Source organism: Pseudobutyrivibrio sp. JW11 (assembly GCF_900115355.1).
Taxonomy (GTDB): domain Bacteria; phylum Bacillota; class Clostridia; order Lachnospirales; family Lachnospiraceae; genus Pseudobutyrivibrio; species Pseudobutyrivibrio ruminis.
The window spans coordinates 109,076-127,784 of record NZ_FOWB01000001.1 but is presented as its reverse complement, the minus strand read 5'-3'; the positions used below and the strand labels follow the sequence as shown (position 1 = coordinate 127,784).

General features: G+C 40.1%; 14 protein-coding genes. 3 read left to right on the top strand and 11 right to left on the bottom strand.

Annotated features, from left to right (window positions below):
• Nucleotides 1-54: 54 nt before the first annotated feature.
• The 8 genes from glmS to BM102_RS00510 all read right to left on the bottom strand — a co-directional run bounded on the left by glmS (nt 55) and on the right by BM102_RS00510 (nt 11,537).
• Complete coding sequence (glmS, locus tag BM102_RS00545) at nt 55-1,887, bottom strand: glutamine--fructose-6-phosphate transaminase (isomerizing) (RefSeq protein ID WP_090477868.1); 1,833 nt, start codon at nt 1,885-1,887, stop codon at nt 55-57.
• Between the two features lie 129 nt (nt 1,888-2,016).
• A complete protein-coding gene (locus BM102_RS00540; RefSeq protein WP_090477866.1) occupies nt 2,017-3,567 on the bottom strand; it encodes an LCP family protein in 1,551 nt (516 codons plus the stop codon).
• Between the two features lie 127 nt (nt 3,568-3,694).
• Nucleotides 3,695-5,041: a glycosyltransferase family 2 protein gene (locus tag BM102_RS00535; RefSeq protein WP_090477863.1), complete on the bottom strand. Its 1,347-nt coding sequence runs from the start codon at nt 5,039-5,041 to the stop codon at nt 3,695-3,697.
• Complete coding sequence (locus tag BM102_RS00530; protein ID WP_044935479.1) at nt 5,041-6,462, bottom strand: sugar transferase; 1,422 nt, start codon at nt 6,460-6,462, stop codon at nt 5,041-5,043. The genes BM102_RS00535 and BM102_RS00530 overlap by 1 nt, the downstream gene beginning before the upstream one ends.
• Nucleotides 6,463-6,501: 39 nt before the next feature.
• On the bottom strand, nt 6,502-7,728 hold the full coding sequence (locus BM102_RS00525; RefSeq protein WP_044935476.1) for a UTP--glucose-1-phosphate uridylyltransferase: 1,227 nt from the start codon (nt 7,726-7,728) through the stop codon (nt 6,502-6,504).
• Nucleotides 7,728-8,708, bottom strand: coding sequence for a glycosyltransferase family 2 protein (locus BM102_RS00520; protein WP_033151807.1), 981 nt, complete (start codon nt 8,706-8,708; stop codon nt 7,728-7,730). Before BM102_RS00520 ends, BM102_RS00525 begins: the two co-directional genes overlap by 1 nt.
• Before the next feature lie 2 nt (nt 8,709-8,710).
• Complete coding sequence (locus BM102_RS00515) at nt 8,711-10,561, bottom strand: glycosyltransferase family 2 protein (RefSeq protein WP_090477860.1); 1,851 nt, start codon at nt 10,559-10,561, stop codon at nt 8,711-8,713.
• On the bottom strand, nt 10,554-11,537 hold the full coding sequence (locus BM102_RS00510; protein WP_090477858.1) for a glycosyltransferase: 984 nt from the start codon (nt 11,535-11,537) through the stop codon (nt 10,554-10,556). Before BM102_RS00510 ends, BM102_RS00515 begins: the two co-directional genes overlap by 8 nt.
• Before the next feature lie 118 nt (nt 11,538-11,655).
• Here BM102_RS00510 and BM102_RS00505 point away from each other — a divergent pair, with 118 nt between their 5' ends.
• The 3 genes from BM102_RS00505 to BM102_RS00495 are packed head-to-tail and all read left to right on the top strand — an operon-like array spanning nt 11,656 to nt 15,572.
• The gene (locus BM102_RS00505) at nt 11,656-12,588 is read left to right on the top strand and encodes a glycosyltransferase family 2 protein (protein WP_090477855.1); all 933 of its coding nucleotides are present in this window, start codon (nt 11,656-11,658) and stop codon (nt 12,586-12,588) included.
• A gap of 21 nt (nt 12,589-12,609) precedes the next feature.
• On the top strand, nt 12,610-14,073 hold the full coding sequence (locus BM102_RS00500) for a flippase (RefSeq protein WP_090477852.1): 1,464 nt from the start codon (nt 12,610-12,612) through the stop codon (nt 14,071-14,073).
• Nucleotides 14,073-15,572 (top strand): hypothetical protein, encoded by a 1,500-nt coding sequence (locus tag BM102_RS00495; protein ID WP_090477850.1) that lies wholly within the window; start codon nt 14,073-14,075, stop codon nt 15,570-15,572. The genes BM102_RS00500 and BM102_RS00495 overlap by 1 nt, the downstream gene beginning before the upstream one ends.
• A gap of 617 nt (nt 15,573-16,189) precedes the next feature.
• Here BM102_RS00495 and BM102_RS00490 read toward each other — a convergent pair.
• From BM102_RS00490 to BM102_RS00480, 3 genes are read right to left on the bottom strand one after another with little or no spacing between them, the layout of a single operon-like run.
• Complete coding sequence (locus BM102_RS00490) at nt 16,190-17,026, bottom strand: M15 family metallopeptidase (protein ID WP_242942883.1); 837 nt, start codon at nt 17,024-17,026, stop codon at nt 16,190-16,192.
• Nucleotides 17,027-17,054: 28 nt separating this feature from the next.
• Nucleotides 17,055-17,456 (bottom strand): DUF3237 family protein, encoded by a 402-nt coding sequence (locus BM102_RS00485; RefSeq protein ID WP_090394922.1) that lies wholly within the window; start codon nt 17,454-17,456, stop codon nt 17,055-17,057.
• Between the two features lie 21 nt (nt 17,457-17,477).
• Nucleotides 17,478-18,689, bottom strand: a complete 1,212-nt coding sequence (locus BM102_RS00480) for a class I SAM-dependent rRNA methyltransferase (RefSeq protein WP_177194861.1) — start codon at nt 18,687-18,689, stop codon at nt 17,478-17,480.
• Nucleotides 18,690-18,709: the final 20 nt, after the last annotated feature.

The following is an 18,709-nucleotide window of genomic DNA, read 5'->3' as shown; positions in this document are numbered from 1 at the left end:
TCCATTTAAACTTTTAGTAAGAATAACCCAGTAATGTGATAGTCAGGTGACGGTTTATTCAACAGTAACTGACTTTGCAAGGTTTCTTGGATGATCCACATCAAAACCTTTGCCTACTGAAACATAATATCCAAACAACTGAAGTGGAATAATAGCCAATGAGTTTGTAAAGTATCTGTTTGTCTGTGGAACATACATTACATAATCTGCCACTTCTTCAATGTCTTCATGTCCAACTGTTGTAACAGCAAGAATGAAAGCGCCACGTGTCTTGCATTCTACGATATTTGAAACTGTCTTTGCATAAACGTTTTCCTGAGTTGCAACTGCTCCTACTAATGTGCCCTCTTCAATAAGAGAGATTGTTCCGTGCTTTAATTCGCCAGCTGCATATGCTTCTGAATGAATATATGAAATCTCCTTAAGCTTAAGAGAACCTTCCATAGCAATTGCATAATCAATTCCACGACCAATAAAGAATACATCCTTTGCAGCAACAAATCTGTTAGCAAATTTCTGGATACGTTCTTTATTTCCAAGGAGCATTTCTATCTGCTCTGGAAGCTTCTTTAAATCTGTGATAAGAGACTTCATTTCATCTGCTGAAAGAAGACCTCTAACATCAGCAAACTTCATAGCAAGTAAGTATAACGCTATAAGCTGTGCTGAGTATGCCTTTGTTGTAGCAACTGAAATCTCAGGTCCAGCCCATGTGTACATAACCTTTTCAGCCTCACGAGCAATTGAAGAACCTACTACGTTTACGATAGCAAGTGTCATGTTGCCCATTGCACGAGCCATACGAACTGCTTCCTTTGTATCAGCTGTCTCACCAGACTGGCTGATAGCAATAACAAGCTCGTTCTCCTGAAGAATTGGATTTCTGTATCTAAACTCTGAAGCTATATCAACCTCAACAGGGATACGTGCCATTTCCTCGAAAACATATTTAGCTGTAACACCTGTGTGATATGCACTACCGCATGCAACGATACGAATACGTGAAATAGATTTGATTTCATCATCGCTCATGCCAAGCTCTTCGATATCAACAGTGTCATTTTTAATTCTAGGATTAAGTGTATCACGAACTGTCTTTGGCTCTTCGTGAATCTCCTTAATCATGAAGTGGTCATAACCACCCTTTTCTGCTGCATCAACGTCCCAATCGATTGTCTTAGATTCCTTCTCGATTGGCTGTCCATCTACATCAAAGAACTCAATTGAATCCTCTGTAAGGCGTGCAATTTCCTCGTTCTCGATGAAGTAAACGTTTCTTGTGTATTTAAGAACAGCTGGTACATCAGATGCGATTAAGTTGCCATCTTTTCCAAGACCAACAATAAGTGGGCTGTCCTTTCTTACTGAGTATATCTGATCTGGATAATCAGCAAAAATAATACCAAGAGCGTAAGCACCCTCTACACGGTGCATAACCTTTGTTACGCATGTAAGAGGATCATTGCCCTGCTTATAATAGTAATCAAGTAAGTGAGCAACAACCTCTGTATCTGTCTCAGACTTGAAGTTGTATCCACGCTTGATAAGCTTTTCCTTAAGCTTTGCATAGTTTTCAATAATACCATTGTGAACTACCGCGATTGTCTCTTCCTCATTGAGATGTGGATGAGCGTTTGCCTCGCTTGGCTCACCGTGAGTAGCCCAACGAGTGTGACCAATACCGATTGTACCCTGCATTGTCTCACCATCGTGAGTCTTCTCGCTAAGAAGACGAAGACGTCCCTTAGCCTTTTCATATTCGATTTTGGTGCCATCATAAACAGCCATACCAGCTGAGTCATAACCTCTGTACTCAAGCTTGCTAAGTCCATCCAAAAGGATTGGTGCTGCCTGTGACTTACCAACATATCCTACTATTCCACACATATATTTATTCCTTTCATAATACGCTTTATTAATAACATACAAGCCCTTTGATTTTACTACTATTTGCTCTAAAAGTAAAACAGGGACCAGCCATAAGGCCAGTCCCTGTGAATGAACTTTATCGATATTTTAATCCGTGGTTTGCGTGATTGTCGCACTATCTTCCGTGAATCCTGTTTCATTAACAATGTGGTCACTGATAACATCAACCATATCGTCTGTAGGATCGTAATCCTGCTGGTCATATAAGAACTCATGTAACTGCGAAACATTTGATGAAAGTGTACATGGTACCAATACTGAACCAGTAGTCTTGCTTATTGTAGTGTCCTTAAGTGCAAATGGGAATCCTGTTGAATCAGCAATCTCATAATCACCAACTGATGCTGCCATTGAAAGCACCTGTGAAAGTGACAAGCTTGTTGAAATGCTAGGGAATACATCATTTGCAATATCATTTAATGTAGCCACATTAGCTTTCTTTGCTTTTTCAATAATCTGCTTGATAACAGCACGCTGATTCTCAGCACGACCGTAATCGTTATCTACTGCGTATCTGTTACGGCAGTAACCAACAACCTGTGCACCGTTAAGTGTGTATGTTCCTGGGCTGTCGAAGTAGCAGTCTGAATACTTCCATCCATCCTCTTCGTTTGGATAGTAATTAAGTACGTTTTCAACCTCTGCAATATAACCTGCAAGAGCGTTCTGATGTGTCTCTGGGTTGTCTGTGTCAATCATCTTCTGAGTGATTTCAAGCTCCAAGCCACCTAAGTCATCGACGATAGTAGCAAGTGCATAGAAGTCAACTGATACGTAACCAGAAATCTTAAGGTCGAGGTTAGTATTAAGCATGCTGATAGCAGTCTCAACACCACCATGGTTGTATGCATAGTTACATTTTCTGTATGTGCCCTCTGTAATCTGGAGATATGTATCACGCTGTACAGAAACCATCTTAACTTCTTTTGTATCGTTGTTGATAGAAACAAGAATGATTGTATCTGAGTTACCACTATCAAGGTTACCATTAGAACGGTTATCAACACCGAACAATGCAAGTGTAGTGTAATTACTTAACAGCTCTTCTGTCTCTGTATCAAGGTTGTTAACTTCGATTTCATCCATGTTTATGTTGTCCCAGTTAACCTTGCCGAATTTGTTCCAGAAGAAGAAGATAAGTAAAAGAAGTAATAATACTACAATCTCAACAACAATAATTGTTCTTCTTGTCTTCTTTTTCTTGCCGTTTCTTCCTGAGCCCTTACGTCCACTAGGAACATTTCTTCCTCTTGAAGAAGATGAGCTTCTAGTTGGTCTGCTGCTTGAGTGAGAAGAAGAAGGCTTCTTTTTTCTTTTAGCAGAAGATGAATGAGCAGCTGCTGCAGAAGTTCTGTGTGAACTTGCTGAGCTACGTGGTCTGCTTCCACTTGCACTGTGGCTACCACTAGGTCTGCGAGCGCTCATTGATTCACTCTGTAAGTCATAATCATATAAATCGATTTCATCGTCCAATGAAAGATCTGGAGAAATATCAGCATCTCTACCGTATGATCTAGATACTGGTCTTCCTGTTGCTGGTCTACCAGATGCTCTATTGGCAGAAGTTCTGTTTGTAGGTCTAGCACTTCTAGTTGTACCAGAACTTCTTCTTAAATCGTAATCTTCAAAATTACTCATCGGACTATTACTCCCATCTTAAATTAAATTTAACTATGCTAGTCTACTCTATGGCTTAATTAATTGTCAAGAAATCTGAAATATTTCTGTCACATTCTATAAAAAACGGGGCAAAAATTAATCAATTTTACTCTTGTGTTCCCGGCAATATATAATTTTCCATACCAACAGGTAAGTTCTTATTGTAAAATGTGTCACCATTCTTAATGATTTCACCATGTTTTTCCATCAATATTTCATGAGAATCGGTGGATGTTATTGTCACTCTGTTCTTTTTTCTAGCAATAACTTTTGGAATGACTATTGTTCTAAATCCTCTGGCTTTTGCTCTAAGACAAAAATCAAACATAGCATCCTGTCCAGACAATCTGGTATCGAAACCGTGAAGCATTCGATATACCTTTGCATCAATCATGCAACAGCCAGCATCTACCATCGCTACGTCCCTTGGCATGCTAGCCAGGTTTTCATAGGTATCTCTGAAAATACGCTGGCCATGAAATGCTGGATACCAGGCCCCATCTGTATCAAACACATATCCCACATTGTCGTAGGTGAAGCCTCTATCTATAAAACGAGCACCTACTACAGCCACGTCAGGCTGGTTAAGATATGCGTACATTTTCTTAGCATTGTTTCTTGTGTAGAGCTTAACATCCTCCTCTTTAAAGAACATGTAATCTTTGGAGAAACGCCTAAAGGATGTTTCATCGTAATCCAAATGCCATTTCTTTAGAGATGCGTCAATACGCCCCTCTGCAATGACTCCTGTTTGGCGAAGATAAGAAATAGCAAGTGCCATATGCTCCTTGCAATAAAAATTAGCTTCGGCTCTTTGCTCCTTAGTAAGAAGCTTGTCTGAAGTACGTTTGTGATACAAAAGAGATGGAATATGCTCTATAGATTCTTTTTTGAATGCTGCACGAAGAAGATATTCATAGATATAGGCAGTCTGAGCCTTTTCATTGAATTCTCCCAATCGGTTATAAACATTCCTTGCAATTGCAACAAACTCACCGATATAGTTTGTCTGCAATAAAAGTTCTTTGTTGAAATCACATTTAAAATGAGGATTCATCCTATCCTGTCCAACGATTTCATCGTTATCCGTATATACGATACTATCATTGTCCAGCTGTGAAATCTTTTCATTTAAAAATGATAAAGTCTTAAGACTTAATCGATCGTGCTGTCCTAAATAAACTAGATAATCCCCTTCTGCAAAATGGGCGCCTATGTTATACGCATAGGCACCTCCAGATTTCTTTTTCAGTCGACGATAATGAACCTTATCTACAATGTCAGGGAAGAACTCCTTAATGGTAACTTCGATGGCATTTGAAGGATTATTATCTAGTATATAAAGTTCAAAATTACGGTACTCCTGCTCATCAATAGACTCTAGACAATCTTTGAAATAATCCATATCTGTATCTATAGTCCAGATGACCAAAGAAAAATATGTATCCGCCACTATTTCGAGCCCTTTCCGCCAAAAACAACAGCTATAGTCTTAAATATTATCTTGATATCTAATCCAAGAGACCAATTAGATATATATTCTGTATCAAGAGCAACTACCTGCTCAAAATCCTTTATGTCACTACGTCCGCTAACCTGCCACATTCCTGTAAGGCCTGGCTTGATAGATAATCTCGCCTTGTGGTGAAGAGCATAATTTTCGTATTCCTCTTCAAGTGGTGGTCTTGTTCCAACAAGAGACATCTCTCCTATAAGAACGTTCCAGAACTGTGGTAATTCATCGATAGAATATTTTCTAAGGAAATGTCCGATTGGTGTGACACGTGGGTCATTTTCCATCTTGAACATATTTCCCTTCATCTCGTTCTGAGACATAAGCTCTTTCTTGCGCTCTTCAGCATCAATGTACATGGTTCTGAATTTGTAGAATCTAAATCTACGACCATTTTTTCCGATTCGTGTCTGAGTGAAAAATACTGGTCCTGGAGACTGAAGCTTAATAACTGGTGCAAAAATAACAAAAGCAATAAACGCAAGAACCAAGCCTACGATTGCACCGCAGATATCCATCAATCTCTTAAGGAACGCCTGTCTATTGTTGGCAATATGCATACTTGTTGTAAGTACAACATAATCGCCATATGTTTCCATAATACGATTTGGCATAAGATTGTTTGTGTGAATCAAAGACATGTGAACTGTAAGTCCCTGCTCAACCAAACGTCCTGCCAAGCTTTCCTCGCTGGCTCTAGTATTACCATCAAGGAAAATTTCATCTACTACATTTGTCCTGAGGTATTCAAAAAGGCTATCCGCATTTGCGACTACTGGAATGCCCTGAATCTCCTGACCAGTCATATCTTTATCAACAACTACAACGCCCTCAACCTTAAACTCTGTGTATGGGCTGTGAGCAATTTCTGAAAGACAATGGTCCACTGTGGTGGACTCTGCAACAACCACCATTGACGTTTTGTTGACATCTAACAGCTTTCTTCTTCGAATGATTCTCTTCCAGAAAACTCTGACGATGTATGTAACAACAATCATCGCTACACCGAAAGCGCCTAAAGCAAATCGTGAGTAGTAGTATGATGTCTGGTTGGCATACATGTAAAGCAATACGCCAAGGAAGTTTATCAAGCTGTGCCATACAGTGGAAGTAATTTCTTGATATTTTGTTCTTCTTAATATTCCTGTGTAAGTCTCGGTAAAAAGTACACCTGTCAAATCAATGAATGGCAATATCTTTGCCAAACTTTGATAGAGGTTGTACCATTCAAAACGATCCAAAAAGATTACGCTGTGGAACTTGATATAAACACCAATAAAAAGTGCCAGCTCCGCAGCAATCATATCAAGGATTATAAAATCCAAATGTTTTACCCAGGAACGCTTCTTTTTTTTGTACAAGTCTTTCTCCTTTAACCTAGGCAGCTAAGCCACCTTTAGTTAGAGTATAACTCCATTTTTCTTAAGCAATTCTTTTGCACTGTCCACTGAATCTACGCCGTGAAGATTTTTGATTGGTGCAAACTCGTGTACTCTGTCTACCTCAAATGCAAGGTTTGAATCCATCATGTGAACCATATCAAGAACTAAAAGCTCGAACTTATAGCCGTTTGGTTCTTCTGGTGAAACATGATTTCCATCAGCATCGATGTGTGGAATCTTTTTCTCAACAACGTGTACAAGCATGTTGTTGTTAACGATTTCATCAAGCTTCTCAAGTGAGAATAAGTAGTTGAGGATAACGCCGTACTTGTAAAGGAGGCTTCCGTCCTCAGCTCTTGCCTCAGCCATCTCATCTGACATTTCATAATATTCAACGATTGATGGCTTGCCGTCCTCAAGGCAAAGAAGACCCATCTTTTCCTGTGGATCTACCTTACGAACAACCTTTGAACCTGCTTCGTATCCGCCTGCAATTGTAGCTCCAACAAATACTGGATCTGCAATTCGCTGACATACATTATCTACTGCAAAGATGTTAATCCACTTAACACCCTTTGCCTTCATTTCTTTATCAAGGCCTGCCTTTACCATTGATGCATACCAACCACCATTTCCGTTTGGTGATGTAGCAAGACGGCCCTTCTCCTCAAGAAGGAGCTTGCCATTGTAATCAACAGCACAAGCCATATCCTGAATGAAGTACTTAACGTACTCAGGATTGTATCCAAAATAATCATGCTCAGCAAAGAAGTCACGTGTAGCCTGATCATTCTTTTCACTTGTCATAATATAAAGAGGGACAAAACAACCTGCCTGATTAACAACATCCATAAGATTGTTGATAAGGCACTGGAAAATGTAGAGCTCTTTTGTTTCGCCAACATTGAAGCATCCCTTTGGTAAATCAAAACCAAGACGTGTGCCCATTCCACCTGCAAGAAGAACTGCTGCTACTTCGCCTTTTTTGATTGCCTCTAATCCGATTGCTTCGAACTCATCGTGCTTCTTTGCAATTTCAGAAATACTTACTGCTGGAGGAACGCTAAACTCTCCTCTTGCTGCAGCTTCGTTTGAACCGATAAGCTTGAAGTCTGGCCAATTAATATTTTCAATCTGATTAAGAAACTCTGTCTTGTTTTCCTCAGGAAGTTGGTCGAAGAAATTCATAACGTGTTCCTGATTATTCTCCCTCAGTATCTCGAGTGCTTTTTCCTTATTTAACATTATAAGTTATTCTCCTTTTTATATCCATCTTTATTATTCACCCCATCGTAATCCATCTTTCTTGTATGGTACTCAATATCCTCCAGAATCTTACGATTCTTTGCAAGAAGGTCACCAATGAGCGCAATCATTAGGGAAATGAATCCCATGATTAAAAGAGTACAGCCAAGTATAAGTGACTGAACATGTCCTGCTGAATTACCCATTGAAACATATACCAAATATCTGATGATAACCCCTAATCCAACAATAAATGGTATTATAGCCAAAAGACTGAATGTCTTCAAAGGCTGATACATTAAATAAGCCCTAAGAATTGTAACCATGGACTTTTTAACATAGCCCATCATACTGTTGAACAGTCGTGATGGTCTAAGCTCGCCATTAGTACGAATTGGCACACTGGTCTGAGCGATTTTATTGCGCCCCGCTTGAACAATAGTCTCAAGTGTATATGTATAATCGTTTGTAACGTTGAGCCTCATGGCTGCATCCCTTGAATATGCTCTAAATCCACTAGGAGCATCAGGGATATCTGTGTTGCTGGCCTTTTGAACCACCCAGCTTCCGAAGTGTTGTAACTTCTTTTTCAGTGGTGAGAAATGCTCTGTCTCATCAATTGGTCTTGCACCAATAACAATATCTGAGCGCCCCTCTAAAATTGGTCTAACTAAAAGTTCTATATCGTCTGCAACATATTGATTGTCTGCATCCGTATTTACGATAATGTCTGCCCCATGGCGAAGGCAAGCATCAATACCTGCCATAAATCCATAAGCAAGACCTTTGTTACGACGGAGATTAACGATGTGATGTACGCCCCATCTTTTTGCAACCTCTACAGTGTTGTCTGCACTTCCGTCATTTATAATTAAATATTCAATTTCATCGATTCCATCAATATGCTTAGGCAAATCATTTAAGGCTATCTCAAGTGTTTCTGCCTCGTTGTAGCATGGAATCTGAATGATTAATTTCATAGCTACTCCTTACTTCTAAATGAATAGTCGAATTTGGTGAGTGATAGATTTGGGTTGTAGTATGGATCTCCCTTATCAAGCACTGACTGCCACTTTGACATAAAGTACTCTGTTTCTGATTCCATACGAGCCTTTTTGCCCTCATCCTCAAGGTCCAGTCCTCGGCTCACCGACTCTAAATGATACCACTCTGAAAATGGAGTGTAAACGCACAGTAAATTCTTGGCACGAAGCTTCAAGCAAAAATCTACGTCGTTGAAGGCAACAGCAAGGCTTTCATCAAATCCGCCTACTGATTCAAAATCTGACTTGCTAGTAAGCAAACATGCTCCCGTAAGAGCCGACAAATCCTGAACGCAAGTGCTTCTGTAGAAATAGCCAACCTGCTCTCTGCCACTTCCTAAGAACTGTGAGTTGGCAACTCCGCCAAGGCCAAGTACAAGGCCGGCATGCTGTACAGTGTTGTTTCCAAAATAGAGTCTTGCACCAACAGCACCTACATCACTTCTGCGAACGAATCCCATCATCTCTGAAATGCTGTCAGCATTAATCATGCGAGTGTCGTTGTTGAGCATCAGGATGTACTCACCATCAGCGTGAGCAACTCCATAATTCATAAGAGCAGAATAATTGAACACACCCATTGTATCTGGATGTTCCTTTGTAAAATCAACAACCTTCGCTTTAATATCTGTTCTATTTTCAAGCTGTGTATAGTAGTTTCTGATTGATTCTTCTGTAGAATTATTCTCTACAATTACGAACTCCACATTTGGATAATCATTTTTCTCCACAATGCTATCGATGCATGCCTTTAAATCTTCTACGTGATTCATGTTTGGAATCACAATTGAAAGAAGTGGTGAATCTGGCCACTGATAGATTGTACGGTAATAGCCAAGGTGTGTATCAAGCTCTACGCGAGCTGGTATTCCAAGACGCTTGTAGTGATTTTCAACTGCACGTCGACCATTTTCATAGGCGTACATTTTTGCCTCTGGATGATCTGCAGTTGAATCCGGATGACATCTCCAGTGGTAAAGCACTCTAGGAATGTGGTATATATTGGTGCATTTTTCTAAAACCCTAAGGTCAAAATCATGATCCTGTGCGCCATCAAACTCAGAGAGAATTCCGCCGCTCTCTTTTACAATATCTGCTCTAACTACAAAAAGATGTGTGATGTAGTTGTGAGAGCAAAGCAAATCAATATTGAAATCTGACTTGAAGTGAGGAAGGAAGTATTCCTTGCCCTCCATATCTATTTTATCTTCGTCAGAATAAATAGCTTCGATTGTATTATCTTCATTTAAAGCTTTTGCAATATAGAACATTGCATCTGGAGTGATAAGATCATCGTGGTCCGTAAATCCGATATAGTCTCCAGTAGCAAGCTCCATTGCTGCGTTTGTATTGCCTGCAATACCTGTATTATCACTTAGTTTTTTATAGATGATTCTTTCATCCCAAGTGCCATCGGTAGCTTTGAGAATGATATCCTTCAAGCCCTCTTCTGGACTGCCATCACCAAGGCAAAGCTGCCAGTGTGGATATGTCTGAGCTGTGAAGGACTGAATTAATTCTATAAGGAATTCTTCCTTTGTGTTATATAACGGAATTACGATACTGATAACTGGATTGTATTTAAAAACAGTATGCTTTTGCTTGTCTAATTCTTCTTTTGTGATTGGATTTTCTTTCAGGAACTGTCTGTAGCTGTAGTGCTCCTGGTCGTGTTTCATAAGCTTTCTGACTGTCTTTGCTACAGTCTTTTTGAAACCGTAGTGCTGTAGATAAAGTAATCCTTTTTCTATTTTGTTAGTAGGTTGCTTATATTCTTTTATTTCACTCATAATCGAAAAAATCTTTTATTGCTTCAGCTAACGCTGTAGAATCTCCCATTTTTACAAAAATATGGCTGCTGTCTGGTGTGAACAGCTCGTGGTTGGCTGGGCCATCTCCAAGAATCATTGGCCTGCCCATAGCCTGATATATGTATGCCTTTCCAGGAATTGTCCTCTTAGCTTTATCGATGGTTCCTGAAAAATGGCCTGCCAGGCATAAATCTGCCTGAGCGATATGCTCTGCCAACTCCTGCTGACTGAGCCAGTTTATATAAGATATATTATTCTGGATTGGTTTGTCCATAGCTGATGGCACTGGGCCAATTATTTCAAATGAAATATCTGTATCATCCTTGAAGTGCTTCAGTGCATCTAAAATCACATCCACTCCCTGAAGATTTAAAATAGATCCAAAATACAGGACCTTTTTCTGTGAAGCCGATGGCTTTTTATCCCTTGGATAATAGATGCTTGCATCAGCCTGAAGGTATAGAACCCTAAGCTTTTCCTTGCAAGCACCAAGCTCATCTGCAAAAAACTCACCATGTGCCTTTGTATCGCAGACTATGTAATCCGCCTTTTTAAGTGTGCTTTCATCAAGGCGATGGCAGAACTTCGAAAGAAAGCCGCCCTCTTTGAACTTCTTTCTATCAAGCACCATGGTGTCATATACAGAAATAAAGAAGTCGATGATGACAGTCTTTGTTTTAAACTTCCAAGAGAAAAAAGGCATAATAAGCTGAGGAGCAAATCCCACAAATACAATATCAATGTCTTTCATGGATTGCTTGAGCAAGCTAGCAAACACAAATGCAAGACGCTTTGGATAGCTAGAGGATTTGCTTCCGATTATTTCTACCTGAGATGCCAAATGCGATAGATAATTAATCTCTTGGGAAACTCTGATGTAATCTAAATTTTTAGTTGTTATATAAAGAACCTTCTTCCCTTTGATGAGGGAATCCAGTTGACTAAATTGTTCCATATTATAATCCCTGACAACACAGTTTGTATAAGTATACCACACTTGCACATTCCTTGCATTGCCTAGGGTATTGTTTTAGAATAGTTTATATTTAATTACATGTGAAAGGCGCGCTTTTATGGCAACCATTTCAGTTTTATTGTCCACTTACAATGGGCAAAAATATATTACTGAACAAATACAAAGCATACTGAAACAGACTTTTTCAGACTTTGTTTTATATATTCGAGATGACGGTTCTAGTGATGACACTTTAAACATCATTCATAATTTAGCTTCTACAGATTCACGAATTGTTGTCATCAACGATGTTTCAGAAGATACAAATACAAATTTAGGATTCGGAGAAAGCTTTAGCACTATCGCCAAATATGCTCTTACAAATAGTGATGCTTCTTATTTTGCTTTTTGCGATCAAGACGATTATTGGGAAGAGGATAAATTAGAAGTAGCTTTGTCTTATTTTGAAAAGGCTAGCTCAGATACACCTATTCTTTTTGCTTCTAATTACTATATTTGTGACGACACCTTAATTGTGACCGGCACTTTCAACGAAACTAATCCTATGACAGGAGTCACCTTCGAGAATCTTTTCTTCGAAGGCGTCTTTCCAGGATTTACTATGATGATAAACAGAAAGCTTGCTGAGCTTTCATTTGATAACAATTACTCCAAAGATATTTATTATCATGATAAGTGGGTCACTTTAATTGCTCTTGGGTTAAATGGACAAATCATTTACAGTGAAAAGCCTTTAGCCAAATATCGACGTCACAGTGACGCAGTATCATCCACAAATCTTGGTATCATCAAAAAGATTAAATGGAGAGTGGATAAGGTTTTAAATGGTGATTTCTGTCCTCGAACAAGGCAGATGTTAAAATGCTTTTCTGAATTGTTTTACAGCCAGGTTGATACTGAGACAAAAAGATTTTTGGATACTTTCAATTCAAGTAAGATTTTCAAAAAGACATTTTACCCAAAGCATCTTCGCAGAAGTTTTTCAGGAGAAGTTATGCTTCGACTAATTCTACTACTTGGAAAACTATAATACCTTTAGGACTATATTTTAATGAAAGAAAAAAACGTAAAAAAGAATTATATATATAATGTAGCATATCAGTTACTGGTTATTATCACACCGCTTCTGACTGCCCCTTACATTTCCAGAGTGCTGGGCGTAGATGGCATCGGTGTTTTTTCTTACGTAACTGCCATTGCTGCATTTTTCATTATTTTTGCCACCCTTGGTACATCAACTTATGGTCAGCGTGAGATTTCATATGTGCAGGCTGATGCCCACAGACGCTCGGTGGTATTTTGGAACACAGTAATTTTCAGATGTACCTCTACTGCAATATTCCTTTTAATCTACGGCATCTTTGTTTTTGCCCTAAGACCAGAATGGATGATTATTTACATCATTCAGTTCATCGAAATAATCAATGTTGCCTGTGATACATCATGGTTCTTCCAAGGCCTTGAGGAGTTTGGCAAAATAGTTGGACGTAATGCTATCTTTAGATTAATAAACCTGGCAATGGTTTTCACCCTTATAAAAGACGAAAAGGACCTGGCCCTTTACACTGCAGCCACTGCCATCATCACCATGGCAGGCCACGTTTCACTTTGGGCTTATCTTCCAAAATATCTTACAAGGATTTCAAAATCCGAGCTTACACCATTTGCTGATACACATGTGATTCTTGGATTGTTTTTGCCAACTATTGCAGTTCAAATATATCAGTATCTAGACAAGATTATGATTCGCCTCATCAACGGTGGCAGTACTGAAAACGGATACTATGAACAGGCTATGCGAATCACAAAAATGGTGCTGGTACTTGTCACATCAATGTCTACAGTTATGGTACCTCGCATTGGCAGATATTTTGAAGAAGGCAACAAGGATGCCATTAGAAATGCCATGTACAAGGCCTACAGATTTGCATGGTTTTTAGGCCTTCCTCTCATGTTTGGATTATTCGGAATTGCCGACAATTTCATTCCTTGGTTCTACGGCCCAGGCTATGAAAAGGTAATCGTGCTTTTAAAGATTGTTTCAGCTATCACTGTTGCCATCTCAATCAACAATGTAACAGGCATCCAATATTTAGTTCCTACAAAAAGGGAAAACTTATACACAAAGACAGTGCTTTACGGAGCAGTTATCAACTTCTGCTTCAACCTGATGTTAATACCAAAGCTTAGCTCCTACGGAGCTGCAATCGCTTCTGTCATCGCCGAAGCATCAATAGCTATCATCCAGCTATTCGTCATTAGAAAAGAGCTGGAAATCATGCGCATCATAGCGCCAATACCAAAGTATTTATTCTCTGCAGCTATGATGTTACTATTACTTATAGTAGAAAGTCGTCTCCTGCCAAACACAATCATCGCAACATTTATCATGATTGTCAGCGGAGCCGCAGTATATTTTATTCTTTTGCTTATACTTGCTGATTCATTCTTCATTGAGAATGCAAAATCAGTTATTAATAAGATTTCAAGTAAATTGAGTGGAGTTAAGAAATAATGAAATTAGTAGCTTACATTTTAATTGCAGTGTTTTTTATATTAGCTATTGCTGCCTTTTATTTTGCAATCAACGTAAAAGGCAGAAAGGCATTTATAGCTTTTATATACCTGTTCTGTTTGGTATTCACTGCAAGCGCAGGCGTCTTTTACGCCAACTATGTGCCTGACACATCACCAGATGAATCAGCCCACATTGCATATGTTTATTACCTGGAAAGCACAGGTGAGATAATTCCTCATTTCGAAGACATGCACATCTTTAGCAGTGTTGTTATGAAGTGGTCGGAAACTCCAAACTATGCATACATGGAAGATCTTGTTAACTATCTTTGCCACCCACCTCTTTATTATCACATCATGCGTCTTGCTGGTGGCTTTTCTCCTACAGAATCAGATGTAGTTATTACCATCCAAAAAATGCAGCTTCGATACTTCAGCTTAGGCATCAGCATCATTGGACTTTTGCTATTCTTCTACATCGGATACTCCAGATTATCAAAGGATATGCCATGGCTTCATCTTGTGTACGCAATGACTGTATCATCAATACCAATGCTTTCCTACGAGCTTTGTGCTGTAACAAACGATGCACTTACACTTACAACTGCAGCACTTTGCATCCTTGGATTGATAAGATTTAGTGAAGGCAAACGCAACATACTAACTTATGTTTTAGTAGCACTTGGCATCACAGCATCACTTTTGACAAAGCTCACAGCTGCCATACTTTGCATCGTAATGGCACTTATCGTACTTATCGCAACCATGATAAAAGAAAAAAGCCTCGCACCACTTATCTGCAAGGCCTTCTTCATATCATTGCCAATATACGTCATAGCAATCGCATACTACGGAATCATTTACTCGCGCTATGGCACATTACATCCTTCATTGGAGCTTATCTCCTCAAAGGAATACTTCGAAAATACGATATACTACGTTGCCGAATCAGAGCGTCGCACCTACGACTTCGCCCAATACATTTCCTACTACATGGAGCGATTCTTCCTATCATGGTCCGGAATTGAATCTGTATACCGTTTCACAAAAACCTACATATACAGCCTCACAGCCATACCATACGAAATCCTCTGGGTAATCCCAGCACTTGTATTCACACCTGCTGTAAAGAAATGTGCTGGCAAGCTCAGCCTACCAGTCATCGCAGGATGGATTTCACTGATAGTAACATTCCTCTACCAGTTTAAAAGCGCCTACGGCTCATTCCAAAGCCGTGGCTACCTTGGAGGCTTCGCATCACGCTACTACATGCCATTCATGCCAATCTTCGCACTGGCCGTAGCCCTACTATTCCTTGGCATGCACGCAGACAACGGATTCGAACCAAGCACCGGCGTCACCACAATCTCCGGCGACTTCCCAACCTACCGACGCCGCCTCCTGTACAACACACTAATCTACATCCTGGCACTGGCCTTTGCCTTCCTCATGTACTACGGAAGCCTACCATTCTTCCTGCTGCACTATGCAGCCTAGGTGGCCCCGTATATATAGACGTCGCCCAGCTATTATGGGTGGAGGGACAGCCAGCCTTGCAGGTTGATGCATCACTTCGGATTATGATTACCTAGGTGTAATGTGTCGCAAGTCTGATTGCGTGTGTTCTTTAAATTCTTTGCAATTTAGTTGCCACTGTATGTAATACACAGACAGCATAAACTATATATAAGTTTTCATAGCAAGACTTAGGGTTAATTGCGTGATTTTGGAATGCGCTTAGTAGAACAAAAAGAGATATTTGATATGTATGAGCAGCTGCCGCTAGGACGGCGGCAGCAGTGGTCACTTGAAACACGATGTTGAATGTGCCACGGTGCTCTTACATACAAATATCTCTTTTTATGTTCTACTTAGCAAATGTAATATGAACGCAATTATCCTAAGCCTTGTATGAAAACAATTTGTAAAACTACGTGTCTGTGCTTTACATACAGCGGCGTCAAATTGCAAAACCAATTAAAGGACACACGCTTCTTGCTCCCTTATTACACCAAGGTAATCTATAATCCTTGTGAAATCGCATCAACCTGCAAGGCTGGCTGTCCCTCACACTCCTTAATAGCTGGGCGACTCGATAGGTTGAGTAGGGCCACCTAGTCTGCTTTTTCGAAGTGCTGGTAGTCTTTGGAGGAGGTCCAGGCGCCGCCCCAGGTGAAGCCGTGGGCTGTGAAGAGCTGGTAGGCCAGGTCCGTTTCGTCGATTTTGTATGGGAAGTCGGCGCTGCGATCTACGTATGGTGCTCCGTTGGCTGGTTCGATGCTGAGGGCGCCGTCCACGGTTTTAACGTATGGGTTGTACAAAGGGTTGATGTCGATAGCTAGGCCTGCACCATGGTTTGAAACCTTTGTGGTATGGCTGATGAATCTGAAATTAAAGCATGAGGAGTTGTTGTCAGCCATTGAGGCTTCATCCTCTGCATTGTATTCGTCTACAAGCTTTATTTTTTCGATTGGATATTCCGCCTCATATAAAGCTTCGAAAATTTCAAGGAGGTCTTCTGCTATAGATTTGTTGCAGATGATTTCGCCCTCGTGAGTCTGTCCATCAAAGCCTACGTGGAGCACGTGAAGGTATCGTAAATCCGATACTGGAATTGTGCAGTCATCCTTGTAGGATTTTCCTTTGATTCGTGCAAAGATCTCGCTATCCTCTGTGAATTCTATTCCATAAAAGTTCTCTGTGTCTTTTACATTTGTGGTAGTCATTTTTGTTTCTCCCTGATTAGTAACCTCATCATCTTCTTCGTCTGTTTCATCTGTTGAAACAACATCATCTTCTATTATTTCATCTTCTGATGGTACTGTTTCAGCACTTTCCGTTTCTTTTGCCGGCTCTTGGGAAACTGTTTCATTTTGCTTACAACTCACCATACAAACCATTGCCCCGCAAAGTAACAAACCAACAACTGCAATCACAATCTTTTTTGCCATATCAGCCTCTTTAATATAAAACTTTTGCTTACTCTTCCATCCACAAATGTATCTGTACTCCACCAGGAATATCCGATATCGTTCCAGTGATGTCAGCAGTCTCCAAAAAACCTAAATCGGCGCTATCCGTAAGAATAGTTGGATGAGTAACAATATTTCCATTTTCATCAAATGAGCCATTGTTCTCTACAAAGATTTTACATGCATTACCCTTGAAATCCTTTCCTTCAAGAATATATCTAGCTGATAAAACTCTGGGACTACCTTTCATTTCCCTTTGGGTGTCCACACCGCCTGGAAGAATAATTCCGTTGAAGTATTCTCCGGTAGCATCTCCATCAAAGTGAATCATCAGTGCTTCTCCACTTTGACCTTTCACTTCATCAAACTTTGTAAGTTTTACGTTTACTGTTAATATTTCTTTCTTCATAACAAGAGTCCCTTTTACTCTTTATTTCTCGTCAACAACCTGGAACACTAAGAACTTGAGGTAGTAGCTTTCGTCAGCGGCCCAGAGGATTGGATGGTCTGGAGCCTGTGTACGGAATTCTACCTGGCGAAGGCGCTTGTGGGCAGCCTGTGCAGCCTGGCCAATTACCTTTACGAAGAGTTCCTGAGTCATGAAATGAGAGCAAGAACATGTAGCAAGGTAGCCGCCGTCCTTAACAAGCTTAAGGCCCTTCATGTTGATTTCACGATAGCCCTTCATTGCATTCTTTGTAGCCTCGCGCGACTTTGTGAAGGCAGGTGGGTCGAGGATTACAACATCATATTTTTCCCCAGCTTCTGCAAGCTTTGGAAGTTCATCCAAAACATTAGCCTGACGGAATTTGACAGTTGAATCCAAACCGTTGAGCTTTGCGTTTGCTGTAGCCTGAGATACTGCGAACTCTGAAATATCAAGACCTGTTACATCTGCTGCTCCTGCGATTCCAGCATTAAGAGCAAATGTGCCCATGTGTGTAAAGCAGTCTAATACTTTCTTGCCTTTGCAAAGGCGCTGAATAGCTAGACGATTATATTTCTGATCAAGGAAGAAACCTGTCTTCTGGCCATTTACTACATCTACCATGTAGTGAACACCATTCTCGACGATTTCTACATTTGTATCGAACTCGTCTCCGATAAATCCCTTATATGGCGCTAAGCCTTCTTTCTTGCGGACTGCTGCATCACTACGCTCATAAACGCCGCGCACGCTAAATCCGTCCGCAGCCATTGCCTCTTTAAGGTAATCTACAATCTGTAGCTTAAACTTATCTATGCCAAGTGCAAGTGATTCCACAACAAGCACATCATCGTACTTATCGATAACAAGACCTGGAAGGAAATCAGCCTCTCCGAAGATTACTCTACAGCAGTTCAAATCCTTCTCAAGTAATACGTTTTTACGATAATCCCAGGCATTCTGCACTCTCATTTTGATGAATTCATCATCAATTATCTGGTCCTTTTTACGTGTCATCATGCGGACACGAATCTTGGAATTAGTGTTGATGAAACCTCGTCCCATCATGTATCCATCGAAATCATGGACAACAACTATATCTCCATTCTCAAAAGATCCCATAACTGAGTCTATCTCATTATCAAATATCCAGGCACCGCCAGCCTTAATTGTGCGGCCCTCGCCTTTTTTTAATGTAACAATTGCTTCGTTCATAATAACCTTTCTTTAATCAC